This window comes from Actinoplanes sp. NPDC051861 (assembly GCF_040681145.1).
Taxonomy (GTDB): Bacteria; Actinomycetota; Actinomycetes; order Mycobacteriales; family Micromonosporaceae; genus Actinoplanes.
This window is the reverse complement of record NZ_JBFAYE010000001.1, coordinates 759,133-772,544: the sequence shown is the minus strand read 5'-3', so window position 1 is coordinate 772,544 and position 13,412 is coordinate 759,133. Positions and strand designations below refer to the sequence as shown.

The 13,412-nt window shown below is 70.9% G+C and carries 10 protein-coding genes; all 10 read right to left on the bottom strand.

All coding sequences use genetic code 11. The features are described 5' to 3' along the window. Positions 1-145 precede the first annotated feature (145 nt). On the bottom strand, positions 146-1,621 hold the full coding sequence (gatB, locus tag AB0M02_RS03870; protein ID WP_364220957.1) for an Asp-tRNA(Asn)/Glu-tRNA(Gln) amidotransferase subunit GatB: 1,476 nt from the start codon (positions 1,619-1,621) through the stop codon (positions 146-148). Position 1,622: 1 nt separating this feature from the next. After that, a complete protein-coding gene (gatA, locus tag AB0M02_RS03865; RefSeq protein ID WP_364220954.1) occupies positions 1,623-3,086 on the bottom strand; it encodes an Asp-tRNA(Asn)/Glu-tRNA(Gln) amidotransferase subunit GatA in 1,464 nt (487 codons plus the stop codon). 5 nt (positions 3,087-3,091) lie between these two features. Next, the gene (gatC, locus tag AB0M02_RS03860; protein ID WP_364220951.1) at positions 3,092-3,391 is read right to left on the bottom strand and encodes an Asp-tRNA(Asn)/Glu-tRNA(Gln) amidotransferase subunit GatC; all 300 of its coding nucleotides are present in this window, start codon (positions 3,389-3,391) and stop codon (positions 3,092-3,094) included. Next, a complete protein-coding gene (locus AB0M02_RS03855; protein WP_364222532.1) occupies positions 3,364-5,289 on the bottom strand; it encodes a bifunctional diguanylate cyclase/phosphodiesterase in 1,926 nt (641 codons plus the stop codon). Before AB0M02_RS03855 ends, gatC begins: the two co-directional genes overlap by 28 nt. A gap of 343 nt (positions 5,290-5,632) precedes the next feature. Further along, positions 5,633-7,807, bottom strand: coding sequence for an NAD-dependent DNA ligase LigA (ligA, locus tag AB0M02_RS03850; RefSeq protein WP_364220948.1), 2,175 nt, complete (start codon positions 7,805-7,807; stop codon positions 5,633-5,635). A 67-nt stretch (positions 7,808-7,874) separates the two neighbouring features. Next, positions 7,875-8,846, bottom strand: a complete 972-nt coding sequence (locus AB0M02_RS03845) for a methionine synthase (RefSeq protein WP_364220945.1) — start codon at positions 8,844-8,846, stop codon at positions 7,875-7,877. After that, positions 8,839-9,930 (bottom strand): tRNA 2-thiouridine(34) synthase MnmA, encoded by a 1,092-nt coding sequence (gene mnmA / locus AB0M02_RS03840; protein ID WP_364220942.1) that lies wholly within the window; start codon positions 9,928-9,930, stop codon positions 8,839-8,841. Before mnmA ends, AB0M02_RS03845 begins: the two co-directional genes overlap by 8 nt. 10 nt (positions 9,931-9,940) lie before the next feature. Continuing rightward, positions 9,941-11,116, bottom strand: a complete 1,176-nt coding sequence (locus AB0M02_RS03835) for a cysteine desulfurase family protein (protein ID WP_364220939.1) — start codon at positions 11,114-11,116, stop codon at positions 9,941-9,943. 302 nt (positions 11,117-11,418) lie between these two features. Then, positions 11,419-12,351 (bottom strand): electron transfer flavoprotein subunit alpha/FixB family protein, encoded by a 933-nt coding sequence (locus AB0M02_RS03830; protein ID WP_364220936.1) that lies wholly within the window; start codon positions 12,349-12,351, stop codon positions 11,419-11,421. Between the two features lie 12 nt (positions 12,352-12,363). Continuing rightward, positions 12,364-13,140, bottom strand: coding sequence for an electron transfer flavoprotein subunit beta/FixA family protein (locus AB0M02_RS03825; protein WP_364220933.1), 777 nt, complete (start codon positions 13,138-13,140; stop codon positions 12,364-12,366). Between the last annotated feature and the right edge of the window lie 272 nt (positions 13,141-13,412).

Here is a 13,412-nt window from a genome sequence, read left to right as displayed (position 1 = left end):
ATTCCGCGTGTGGAGTTCGGGTGCCAGGAGAGGCGCAACTCCACACGCGGGTTGAGTGGCAGCTCCGCCCGGAACGGGCGGCAAAGGGTCGGGAACGGCAGCGCCCTGGCCAGTCATTCCTGGCCAGGGCGCGAGGAGCGTACCCCTAAGAAAGACGCTCCAAGATCAGGTCGCGGACGGCCTTGGCATCCGCCTGGCCCCGCGTGGTCTTCATGACCGCGCCCACCAGCGCACCCGCCGCAGCGACCTTGCCGTCACGGATCTTGGCGGCGATGTCCGGGTTGGCGGCGATCGCCTCGTCCACCGCGGCCGTGAGCGCACCGGTGTCGTTGACCACCTCCAGGCCGCGCTTGGCCATCACCTCGGCCGGCTCGCCCTCGCCCGCAACGACGCCCTCCAGGACGGTCCGCGCGAGCTTGTCGTTGAGCTTGCCGTCGTCGACCAGCTTCTGCAGCGCCGCGACCTGGGACGGCGTGGCACCGACCGCGGCCAGCTCGATGTCCTGCTCGTTGGCGCGACGGGCCAGCTCGCCCATCCACCACTTGCGGGCACCGGCCGGCGACGCGCCCGCGGCGATGGTCTCCTCGATCAGCTCGACGGCGCCGGCGTTGGCCACCGACTGCATGTCGATCTCGGAGATGCCCCAGTCGACGCGGAGGCGGGCCCGCTTGGCGCTGGGCTTCTCCGGGAGGCTCTCACGCAGCGAAGCCACCCACGTGGGGTCCGGCGCGATCGGCACCAGGTCGGGCTCGGGGAAGTAGCGGTAGTCGGTCGCGGTCTCCTTGGACCGGCCCGGCCGGGTGTCGCCGGTGGTCTCCTGGAAGTGCCGCGTCTCCTGGAAGATCTTGCCGCCCTCGTCGAGGATGGCCGACTGCCGGATGACCTCGGAGCGGACGGCGCGCTCGACCGAGCGGAGGCTGTTGACGTTCTTCGTCTCGGTACGCGTGCCCCACTCCTCCCCCGGCCGGTTCAGCGAGGTGTTCACGTCGCAGCGCAACGAGCCCTGCTCCATCCGCACGTCGGACACCCCGAGCGAGCGGATGATGTCGCGCAGCTCGGCCACGTAGGCCTTGGCCACCTCGGGAGCGAGCGCACCCAGCCCCGGAACCGGCTTCGTGACGATCTCGACGAGCGGGATGCCGGCCCGGTTGTAGTCGACCAGCGACTCGGTCGCACCGTGGATACGGCCGGTGGCACCGCCGACGTGCAGCGTCTTGCCGGTGTCCTCCTCCAGGTGCACCCGCTCGATGCCGATCCGGTACTCCTTGCCGTCCACCTCGACGTCGACGTAGCCGTCCACGCAGAGCGGCTCGTCGTACTGCGAGGTCTGGAAGTTCTTCGGCATGTCCGGGTAGAAGTAGTTCTTCCGGGCCATCCGGCACCACTCGGCGATGTCGCAGTTCAGCGCGAGGCCGATCCGGATCGTCGCCTCGATGCCGGCGCGGTTGGCCACCGGCAGCGCACCCGGCAGCGCCAGGCAGACCGGGCAGACCTGGGTGTTCGGCTCGGCACCGAAGTCGGTCTTGCAGCCGCAGAACATCTTGGTCTTCGTGCCCAGCTCGACGTGCGTCTCGAGGCCGATCACCGGCTCGTACCTGGTGAGGATCTCTTCGTATGTCATCTCACAGCTCCGGAGGAGTGAACGAGCCGACAGCGGACTCCAGCGCGGCCGCGACCCGGTACATCCGGTCGTCGGCCAGCGTCGGGGCCATGATCTGGAAGCCGACCGGCAGGCCCTCGGAGAGACCGCAGGGGACCGAGATGGCCGGGCCGCCGTACAGGTTCGTCGGGATGGTGAAGAGGTCGGCGAGGTACATCTGGTACGGGTCGCTGGTCCGGGAGCCGAACGGGAACGCGACGAACGGGGTCGTCGGCGAGACCAGCACGTCGACCTTGTCGAAGGCGGACTGGAAGTCCCGGGTGATCAGCGTACGGACCTTCTGCGCCTGACCGTAGTAGGCGTCGTAGTACCCGGAGGACAGCGCGTACGTGCCGATGATGATCCGGCGCTTCACCTCGGCACCGAAGCCGGCCTCGCGGGTCAGCGACATGACCTCCTCGAGCGAGCGGTTGCCGTCGTCGCCGGACCGCAGGCCGTAGCGCACGCCGTCGAACCGGGCCAGGTTCGAGGAGCACTCGGATGGCGCGATCAGGTAGTAGGCCGGCAGCGCGTACTCGAAATGGGGGCACGAGACCTCGACGATCTCCGCGCCGAGCTTGACCAGCGCCTCCAGGGACTCCCGGAAGGCGCTGAGGACTCCGGGCTCGGAGCCGTCGCCGCTGAACTCCTTGACGACGCCCAGCTTCACGCCTGACAAATCACCATTTTTACCGATTTGAGCTGCGCGCACCACATCGGGAACCGGCTGCGGGATCGAGGTCGAGTCCCGAGGATCGTGGCCGGCGATCACCGCGTGCAGCAGGGCCGCGTCCTCGACGGTCCGGGCACAGGGGCCGGGAGTGTCCAGCGAGGACGAGAAGGCGATCAGGCCGTAGCGCGACGTCCCACCATAGGTCGGCTTCGCGCCGACGGTGCCGGTGACCGCGCCGGGCTGGCGGATCGAACCGCCGGTGTCGGTGCCGATCGCGAGCGGCGCCTCGTAGGCGGCCAGCGACGCGGCCGAGCCACCACCCGAGCCGCCGGGGATGCGCCCCAGGTCCCACGGGTTGTTGGTGGGGCCATAGGCGGAGTACTCAGTCGACGAGCCCATCGCGAACTCGTCCATGTTGGTCTTGCCCAGGATCGGCATGCCGGCTTTACGAAGCCGCTCGACGATCGTCGCGTCGTAGGGCGGCCGCCATCCTTCGAGGATCTTGGAGGCCGCGGTGGTCGGGATGCCCTTGGTGGTCACCACATCCTTGACCGCGATCGGCACACCGGCCAGCGGCCCGGTGATCTCGCCGCGGTCCACGGCTGCGGCGGCCTCCAGGGCGCCCGAGCGGTCGACGTGCAGGAACGCGTGCACCCGCTCGTCGACAGCGTCGATCCGGTCGAGGTGTGCGGTGGCCACCTCGACGGCCGAGACCTCCTTGGCGCTGATGAGTCCGGCCAACGCCGCGGCGGAAAGCCTGGTCAGGTCACTCACGTCGGTCAGTCCTCCTCGTCCAGGATCCGCGGAACCCGGAACCGGCCCTCGTACGCGTCCGGAGCGCCGGACAGCGCCTCCGACTGCGTGAGGCTCGGGGTGGGGACGTCGTCGCGGTACACGTTGGTCAGCGGCACGGAGTGCGAGGTCGGCGGGATGTCCTCCGCGGCCACCTCACCGACCCGCGCGACCGACTGCAGGATCACGTCAAGCTGACCCGCGAATCGATCGAGCTCCTCTTCGGTCACGGCGAGCCGCGACAGGCGCGCCAGATGCGCTACCTCTTCGCGGGAGATGGCGGCCATCCTGCCCCCTCATTGTTCGACGGTCTTCCTGGAAACCCAGAGTCTATTTCGCCGCGATTCCGCGGCTGGACCGGGCGGTACCGGCCCAGCCACTCGGCCAGCTCGGCGGCCGGCATGGGCCGCGCGTGGAACCAGCCCTGCGCGGTGTGACATCCGGCGGCGGCGAGCAGGCGCCAGGTCGCCTCGTCCTCCACACCCTCGGCGACGGCGCGCAGGCCGAGCGCCTCGGCCAGGCCGATCACCGACCGGACGATCGCCGCGTCACCCCGGTCCGAGGCCATGCCGAGGACGAACGACCGGTCGATCTTGACCTCGGAGAGCGGGAGCCGGCGCAGGTGCTGCAACGACGAGTACCCCGTGCCGAAGTCGTCCAGCGAGATCGCCACCCCCATCCGGCTGAGCCGGGTCGTGGTGTCGAGCACCCGGTGCGGATCGGCCATCAGCGCGCTCTCGGTGATCTCCAGCTGCAGGAACTCGGCCGGCACCGAATAGCGGTGCAGCAGCGCGGCGACCCGGTCCGCTATGTCACCGGCGTGCAGGTCCCGCGCGCTCACGTTGACCGCCGCCCGCAACGGCCGGTTCTCCTGCCGCCAGGCCGCCAGCTGGGCGATCACGTCCTCGAGCACCCGCGCGGTCAGCAGCCGCATCACCGGCGTCGGCTCGGCCGCCCGCAGCAGTTCCTCCGGGCCGACCGTGCCGCGCTGCGGGTGACGCCAGCGCAGCAGCGCCTCCACGCCGACCACCTCGCCGGTCGCGATGGCGATCTGCGGCTGGTAGTACAGGACGATCCCGTCGTCGGGCGTGTCCCCCCGCAGGGCGGTACGCAGATCGGCGAGCAGGGCCAGCCGCTCGGGCGAGTGGTGCGCGGCGTCCGGGCCGTGTACGGCGATCTGGTCGCCGCGCTGCTTCGCCTCGTACATCGCCGCCTCCGCCTCGCGCAGCAGCGTGCCGCCGTCGCGCCGGCCGGACTGCAGCGCGATCCCGATCGAGGCGCTCAGCTCGACCGTGGTGCCGTCCAGCGGGAACGGGCGGCTGAGCGCCTCGGCCAGGTGCTGGGCGATCCGGCGGGCCGAGGCGGGGCCGTCGACGCGGGTGGCCAGCACGGCGAACTCGTCGCCGCCGAGGCGTACGACCAGGTCGTGTGCGGGGACGGCGGCGGTGAGACGGTCGGCCACCCGGCTGAGCAGGCGGTCGCCGGCGCCGTGGCCGAGGGCGTCGTTGACCGTGCGGAACCGGTCCAGGTCGAGCAGCAGCAGCGCGCGGCGGCGGTCCGCTGAGCGCTCGATCATCGCGGCCTGGAGCGCCTTGCGGTTCGGCAGGGCGGTGAGCGGGTCGAAACGGGCGGCGCGCTCGGACTCGCCGGCCCAGCGGACCATCCGGTGCACGGCGTGCAGGGCGACCAGGGCCAGTGGAAGCAGAGCCGGGCTGACCTGGGCGGCGACCAGCACGACCGGGCCGAGCAGGAGCAGGGCCGTGGTCGCCAGCAGGTCGGCGTGGCCGCGGCGGCGCGCCTGCCGCGCGTCGCTGATCCAGCGGCCGACCAGGGCGGCGACCGTGTAGCGCGCGAGGATCCAGGCGGCGGCCGCGGCGCAGGTGAGCGCGGCGTCCAGCCAGCCCGGGTCCGGCCAGATGCGGATGTGCGCCACGGTCGCGACGGCCGCCGCGGCTGCGAGGGCCACGGCGTGCTGCAGGGCCAGGTGCAGGGTCCGGCGCAGGGAGTGCCGCATCCGCACGCCGGCGAACGTCACGGCCACCAGCTGGACGGCCAGGGCGGGCGGGCCACCCCAGGCCAGCAGGATCGCGAACGTGAAGCAGATCGACGGCAGGATCAGGGCGCTGGCCCGCTTGCCCGGGAGCAGGTACGGCCGGGCGTCGGCGACCAGCGCGAGCACCGCCATCACCCAGAAGCCGGCGGGCAGGCTGGCGAAGGCCCCCGGATCACCCGCCCAGAGCCCGAGCGCGCCGAGACCGGCGAGCGCCGAACTGACCAGCAGAGTCCGCCGGTGCCGGGGCGTCAACCCGGCCGCCTCTCCGGCGGTGCGAGAGCCGGCCGCCTCTCCGGTGCGAAAGCCGGCCATGCGCGGGCGAGCGGCATCCATGCGACCTCCACGATGGCCTCGATCACCGATCGCCTACACCATAGATCCGTATGGTCTTTTTTTGGCCAAAGCACCTATGCGTTACTAAACCGACATACTGCTCCAGACGCGAGAACCGGCTTAATTCCCCCGCACGGGTGATCTAGGGCGCCAGTTCGGCGACCGCCCTGGCCGCTTCCGGACCCTCGGCGAGCAGCACGCCGAACCCCGCCTCGTCGAGCACCGGCACCTTGAGCGCGACGGCCTTGTCGTACTTGCTGCCGGGGTTGTCGCCAACCACCACGAACCCGGTCTTCTTCGACACCGAGCCGCTCACCTTGCCGCCGCGCGACGTGATCGCCTCGGCTGCCTGGTCGCGGGTGAACCCGGTGAGCGTGCCGGTGACCACGAGGGTCAGGCCCTCCAGCGGGCGCGGACCGGTGTCCACCCGCTCGTCGGCCATCCGCACCCCGGCCGCGCGCCACTTGCGCACGATCTCACGGTGCCAGTCGACGGCGAACCACTCACGCAGGCTGTCCGCGATGGTCGGGCCGACACCCTCCACCGCGGCGAGCGGGTCCACCGGCTTGGGCCTGCGCTTCTCCCCCTCGACCTGCTCGGGCGCGACCGGCTGGACCGCGACGATCTCCTCGATCGCGTCCATGCTCAGGAACTCGCGGCCCAGCGCCTGCGCCGCGGTCGGGCCGACGTGCCGGATCGAGAGCGCCACCAGCACCCGCCACAGCGGCCGGTCGCCCTTGACCCGCTCCAGGTTCTCCAGGAGCTTGACCGCGTTCGTGCCCAGGCTGCCGTCCTGGTTGACGAAGAACGGCGACCGGCGCAGATCCTCCTCGGTCAGCGCGAACAGGTCGCCCTCGTCGACGATGATCCCGGCGTCCAGCAGCGCCTGTGCCGCTTTCCACCCGAGCACCTCGATGTCGAGCCCGCTGCGTGACGCCAGGTGGAAGACCCGCTCGCGCAGCTGGGACGGGCAGGAGCGGGTGTTGGGGCACCGGATGTCGACGTCGCTCTCCTTGGCCGGCGCCAGCGGCGTGCCGCAGGCCGGGCACTCGGTGGGCATGACGAACGCCCGCGCGTCGTCCGGCCGCAGGTCGACGACCGGGCCGAGCACCTCCGGGATCACGTCACCGGCCTTGCGCAGCACCACGGTGTCGCCGATCAGCACGCCCTTGCGCACGACCTCCTGCGCGTTGTGCAGGGTGGCCTGCGCGACGGTGGAACCGGCCACCTTGACCGGCTCCAGGATCGCGTAGGGCGTGACCCGGCCGGTCCGGCCGACGTTGACCGCGATGTCGAGGAGCTTGGTGTTGACCTCCTCCGGCGGATATTTGAAGGCGATCGCCCAGCGCGGCGCCCGGCTGGTCGAACCGAGCCGGCCCTGGATGGCCACCGAGTCCACCTTGATGACCACACCGTCGATCTCGTGCTCGACGTCATGGCGATGCTCGGCGTAGAACGCGATGTAGTCGCGGACGCCGTCCATCCCGTCGACCAGCTTCCACCGCTCGCTGGTGGGCAGGCCCCACGCCTTCAGCGCCTCGTAGGCGTGCGACTGCGAGGTGGGCGTGAACCCGTCCCGCGCGCCGATGCCGTGCACCACCATGCGCAGCCCGCGGGACGCGGTGATCCGTGGATCCTTCTGCCGCAGGCTGCCGGCGGCCGCGTTGCGCGGGTTGGCGAACGCGTCGCGGCCCTGCTCGACGAGCGAGGCGTTGAGGTCGGCGAAGGCCTCGGCCGGGAAGTAGATCTCGCCACGCACCTCGAGCAGGTCGGGGATGTCGTCGCCGGAGAGCCGCTCCGGGATCTCCCGGATGGTGCGCACGTTGGGCGTCACGTCCTCACCGGTGCGCCCGTCACCACGGGTCGCGCCGCGGACCAGCCGGCCCTTCTCATAGGTCAGGTTGATCGCCAGGCCGTCGACCTTGAGCTCGCAGAGGAACTGCACCGGCCCACCGGCGTCCCGCACCGTGCGCTCGGCCCACGCGGCGAGCTCGCCGTCGTCGAACACGTTGTCCAGCGACATCATCCGCTCGGCGTGCTCGACCGAGGTGAACAGCGTCGAGAACGTGCCGCCCACGTTCTGCGTGGGCGAGTCGGGGGTGCGCAGCGCCGGGAACTCGGTCTCCAGCGCCTCCAGCTCGCGCAGCATCACGTCGAAGTCGTGGTCGGAGACCGTCGGGGCGTCGAGAACGTAATACCGATACTGATGGCCGCGGATCTCGTCGGCCAGCTCGGCGTGCCGGGCGCTCGCCTCCGATGTGGGGTCCTTGCCCGCAGCAGCTTCCTGCTCCGCGGTGGGCGTGGATTCTTCGAGCACCGGACCAACCTCCGTGTCAGCAACACCTACAGGGCACGGTAACCGCACCCCCTGACAAAACGGAGTGTCAGACCTCGGCGATCCGGCGGCCGGCTTCGGTGCAGGCTTTCAAAACCTTTCTTGCGTACGCGGGAGTCGCTCCCGCCAGTCCACAGGCCGGCGTGATCACGACCTGCTGAGGCAGCCGCGCGGCCGGGAAACCAAGCCGCTGCCAGAGCGCGCTCACCCTGTCCGCGATCTTCTTGGAGTCGGGCAGAGTGACCCCGGCGAAGACACCGAGCCCCGCCTCGATCGCCTCACCCAGCGGGTCCAGATCCTTGACCAGCGACAGGTCGAGCGCGACGGCCGCCGCACGGGCGTCCCGCACCACCTGCAGCGGCACGTCCGGAGCGCAGCTGTGCACCACGACCGGCGCCTCGACGGCCTCCACCACGGTCCGCAGCCTGGTCGCGGCGTCCGGCCCGTCCACCGCCCGATAGGCGGAGAGCCCGCTCTCGGTCGGCACCTGCCCGGCCAGCACGGCGGGCAGCGACGGCTCGTCCAACTGAAGCAGCACGGTGGCGCCCGGCACGCGCTTGCGAACATCGGCGACGTGCCGCCGGAGCCCCTCGGCGAGCGAGTCGGTCAGGTCGCGCACCGCACCCGGGTCGCGCAGCATCCGCCCGCCGATCGGCAGGTCCAGGCTCGCGGCGAGCGTCCACGGCCCGGCCGCCTGGACCTTCAGCGTGCCGGTGAAGCCGTCGCCCTGCTCGGTGAGCTGGTCCAGGTCGCGTTCCAGAAGATCGGCGGTGCGGCGCAGGTCCCTACTCGGCCGGGACGCGATCTGCCACCGGCCGGCGTAGACCTGCACCGGCAGTTCGACCAGGAACCCGGCGGTGCGGCCGATCATCTCCGAACCCGGTCCGCGGCCGGGCAGCTCGGCGAGGTGCGGCAGGTCGGGCAGCTCGCCGAAGACGATCCGCTGAGCCTCGGCGATGTCGGTGCCGGGCAGCGAGCCGATCCCGCTCGCCGCCCCCGCCGGCCAGGGAAAATCAGACATCGACCGACGCCCTGACGCCCGCGGTGATCGTCGCCGACCCCAGCACGATGTCTCCGTCGGGGTCCGGCCGGTAGGCAACGATCGCCTGTCCCGCCGCGACGCCTCGCGCCGGGGACGCCAGTCGTGCCGTCAGAGTCCCGTCGTCGGCCACCGAAACCTCCGCCCCGACAACCTCGCCGTGGGCGCGCAACTGCACCTCACACGAGACATCAGACGAAATTTCGTGCCAGATCGGGCGTTCCGCGCTCACCACGTCGACCTCGAGATCCTCCCGAGGCCCGACGGTCACGGTGTTGTTCACCGGCGTGATCGACAGCACGTAGCGGGGACGACCGTCAGGAGCCGGAACCCGCAGGTCAAGCCCCTTGCGCTGCCCGATGGTGAACCCATACGCCCCGTTGTGCGTGCCGAGCTTCTCGCCCGTCCGCCCGTCCACGATGTCCCCGGGCGCCGACCCCAGCCGCTTCTCCAGGAACCCGCGGGTGTCCCCGTCGGAGATGAAGCAGATGTCATGCGAATCCGGCTTGTCGGCGACGGCCAGACCACGCTCCGCCGCCTCCTCCCGCACGCGCTCCTTGGTCGAGTCCCCCAGCGGGAAGATCGCCCGGTCCAGCTGCGCACGCGTCAGGACGGCCAGGACGTAGGACTGGTCCTTGGCGAGATCGACACTGCGCCGCAGGAGACCGTCCGCGCCGAGGCGGGCGTGGTGCCCGGTGACCACCGCGTCGAAGCCGAGCGCCACCGCCCGGTTCAGCACGGCCGCGAACTTGATCTTCTCGTTGCAGCGCAGGCACGGGTTCGGGGTGCGGCCCGCCGCATACTCGTTCACGAAGTCGTCGACGACGCTGTCGTGGAACTCCTCGGCCATGTCCCACACGTAGAACGGGATGCCGATCACATCGGCCGCCCGGCGCGCGTCCCGGGAGTCCTCCAGGGTGCAGCAGCCGCGCGCTCCGGTCCGGAACGTCTGTGGATTACGCGCCAGCGCCAGGTGCACACCGGTCACGTCGTGGCCGGCGTCCCGGGCGCGCGCGGCGGCGACCGCGGAATCGACACCGCCCGACATGGCCGCAAGAACTCGCATACCGACAAGCCTATCTGGGCGTCTTCCAGGCTCCCGCCCGGCGGGCCCGCTCGACAGCGCCCGGCAGCGCCGCGAGCAGCGCGTCGACGTCCGCCTTGGTGCTGTCGTGGCCGAGGGTGAACCGGAGCGAGGACCGCGCCCGCGCGTCGTCGGCACCCATCGCCAGCAGCACGTGACTCGGCTGGGCGACACCGGCCGAGCACGCCGAGCCGGTCGAGCAGTACACCCCCTGGGCGTCGAGGAGCAGCAGCAACGCGTCGCCCTCGCAACCGGGGAAGGAGAAGTGGGCGTTGCCGGGCAGCCGGTCGGCGCAGTCACCGTTGGGGATGGCGTCGGGAATCGCGGCACGCACCCGGTCCACGAGGTCGTCGCGGAGGGCGGTGAGGCGGTTCGCAAACTCCTCCCGGCCCTGGACCGCCGCCTCGACCGCCGCGGCGAAAGCGACCACGCCGGGGGTGTCCAGGGTCCCGGAGCGCACGTCGCGCTCCTGGCCGCCACCGTGCAGCAGCGGTGTGCACGGCACGTCCCGGCCCAGCAGCAGCGCGCCCACCCCGACCGGGCCGCCCACCTTGTGCCCGGTCAGCGTCAGCGCCGCCGCGCCGCTCTCGGCGAAGTCCACCGGGATCTGCCCGACCGCCTGCACCGCGTCGGTGTGGAACGGGATGCCCGCGGCGGCCGCGACCCGGGCCAGCTCAGCGATCGGCTGCACGGTGCCGACCTCGTTGTTCGCCCACTGCACGCTGATCACCGCGATCTCGTCACCGCGCGTCTCGATCAGCTCGGCGAGGGTCTCCGGCGCGACCCGCGCGGCCTCGTCCACCGGCAGCGAGGTGACGTCGGCACCCTCCTGGCGCCCCAGCCAGTCGACCGCGTCCAGCACGGCATGATGCTCGATCGCCGAGGCCACCACCCGGTTGCGCCGAGGCTCGGCCGCACGCCGCGCCCAGAAGATCCCCTTGACGGCCAGGTTGTCGCTCTCGGTGCCGCCGCTGGTGAAGACCACCTCGGAGGGGCGCGCTCCGAGTGCCGCGGCGATCCGCTCCCGCGACTCCTCCACCAGGCGCCGGGCACCGCGACCGGCAGCATGCAGGGACGACGGGTTGCCGACCTCACGCGCCGCCGCGACGTAGGCGTCAAGCGCGGCGGGAAGCATCGGCGTAGTCGCAGCGTGATCCAAGTAGGCCATCGGATTCAGCTTAGGCCGTTCTTCTCGATGCGCTTTGTGCCGTCTCTCTCAGCGGAAGATCAAGATCAAGAGCCTGATGTCGTAGCGGGGTGGGGGGTACAGGACGTCGCTCCCGCCGAGGCCGGGCCGGGGCCCACCTTCGGCGGCCCTGGCCCTTCATTCTGCGTGAGTGGTTGCGCCCAAAAGCAAACCCCCACCCCGTGTGTGGATTTCGGCCCCCCACCGCACCCCAACTCCACACAACGAGGGAGCGTGGACGCGAAACGGCCCGGCGACAGCCGGGCCGTTGTCGGAGCGTCAGCTCACTTGCGCTTGCGGATCTCGTCGGCGGCCTGGGGGACGACCTTGAAGAGGTCGCCGACCACGCCGAAGTCGGCGAGTTCGAAGATCGGGGCCTCAGCGTCCTTGTTGACGGCGACGATCGTCTTCGAGGTCTGCATGCCGGCCCGGTGCTGGATCGCGCCGGAGATGCCGAGCGCCACGTACAGCTGGGGCGACACGGTCTTGCCGGTCTGGCCGACCTGGAACTGGTGCGGGTAGTAGCCGGAGTCGACCGCCGCGCGGGACGCGCCGACCGCGCCACCGAGCAGGTCGGCGAGCTCCTCGACCAGCTTGAAGTTGTCGGCGTTGCCGACGCCTCGGCCACCCGAGACGACGATCGACGCCTCGGTGAGCTCCGGGCGGGAGCCCTTCTGCTCGGCGACCCGCTCGACCACCCTGGTCAGCTTGTCCGCGTCCGACACGGCGACGGTCAACTGCTCGACCGCGGGCGTCGCGGCCGCGGGCGAAGGGGTGACCGAGTTCGGGCGAATGGTCACGATGGGCAGCCCGCGAGTGACCTTGGACTTGACGATCGTGGAGCCGGCGAAGACCACCTGCGTGGCGGTGCCGTCCGCCTCGACCGCGACCGCGTCGGTGAGCAGCCCGTTGTCCAGCTTGACCGCCAGCCGGCCGGCGATCTCCTTGCCCTCCTGGGTGGAACCGAGCAGCACGGCGGCCGGCTCGACCCGCTTCACCAGGTCGGCGACCACAGTGGCCTTCGGCGCCACCAGGTATCCCTCGATGTCCTCACCGGACGCGACGTAGATCTTCTCCGCGCCGTACTCCCCGAGCTTGCTCGTGTCCACGTCACCGAAGACCACCGCCGACACCGACCCCAGCCCGCGGGCGATCGTCAGCATCTCGAGGGTGACCTTCTTGACGCCGGCCTCGACGACAACCAGAACCTCAGCCATGACCGTCCCCTCTCAGACGAACTTCTCGGTGGCGAGGTACGCGACGAGCTTCTCGCCGCCGTCGCCCTCATCGGTGATCTTGCTGCCACCGGAGCGCGGCGGCCGCTTCGAGAACTCCAGCACCTGGCTGGTCGCCCCGGCGAAGCCCACCTCGTCCGCCGACACGCCCAGGTCACCGAGGGAGACGCTCTCCACCGGCTTCTTCTTGGCGGCCATGATGCCCTTGAACGACGGGTACCGCGGCTCGTTGATGGTGTCCCACACGCTCACGATCGCCGGGGTGGCGGCCGTGACGACCTCGTAGCCCTCGTCGGTCTGCCGCTCGACGGTCAGCTGCGAACCGTCCACGGTCAGCTTCCGGGCACCGGTCAGCGCGGCCACACCCAGGCGCTCGGCCAGCATGTGCGGGAGGACCTGCACCCGACCGTCGGTGGACTCCGCACCACAGATGATCAGGTCGGCGTTCAGCGTGCCGAGAGCGGCCGCGATCACCTTGGAGGTGGCCACCGCGCAGGAGCCGTGCAGCGCGTCGTCCTGCACGTGGACCGCCTTGTCGGGTCCCATGGAGAGCGCCTTGCGGATCGAGTCGGTCGCGCCCGCGGGGCCGACCGTCAGCACGGTCACCTCGCCACCGTGCGCTTCCTTGATCTTCAGCGCTTCCTCGATGGCGTACTCGTCCATCTCGTTGATGACATTGCTCGAGGACGCCCGGTCCACCGAGAAGTCAGCGCTCAGAGTGCGCTCGGCACCGGAGTCGGGTACCTGCTTCACCAGTACGACGATGTTCATCGCGCTCCTACGACCCTCCTGTTTTGAACGCACCGTTGCGATCGGCCGTGTGCGCCGGCCCGGGCTCGCCCGGCGGCGGACATGTCAGCCAGGTTACCCGTCAGTAGCTTCCTCGTTGCCGGCCACCCAGAGTGACACACCTCACCCACGGCGCGATCAGGATCGCTACAGTGGGCGATGAGGAGGTGTCAGACATGTCCGGCCAAAACGCCTCGCTGGTGGACGTTGTCCGTTCGCCCGCGTCCCATATTCCCCCACACCCGGCACCTGTC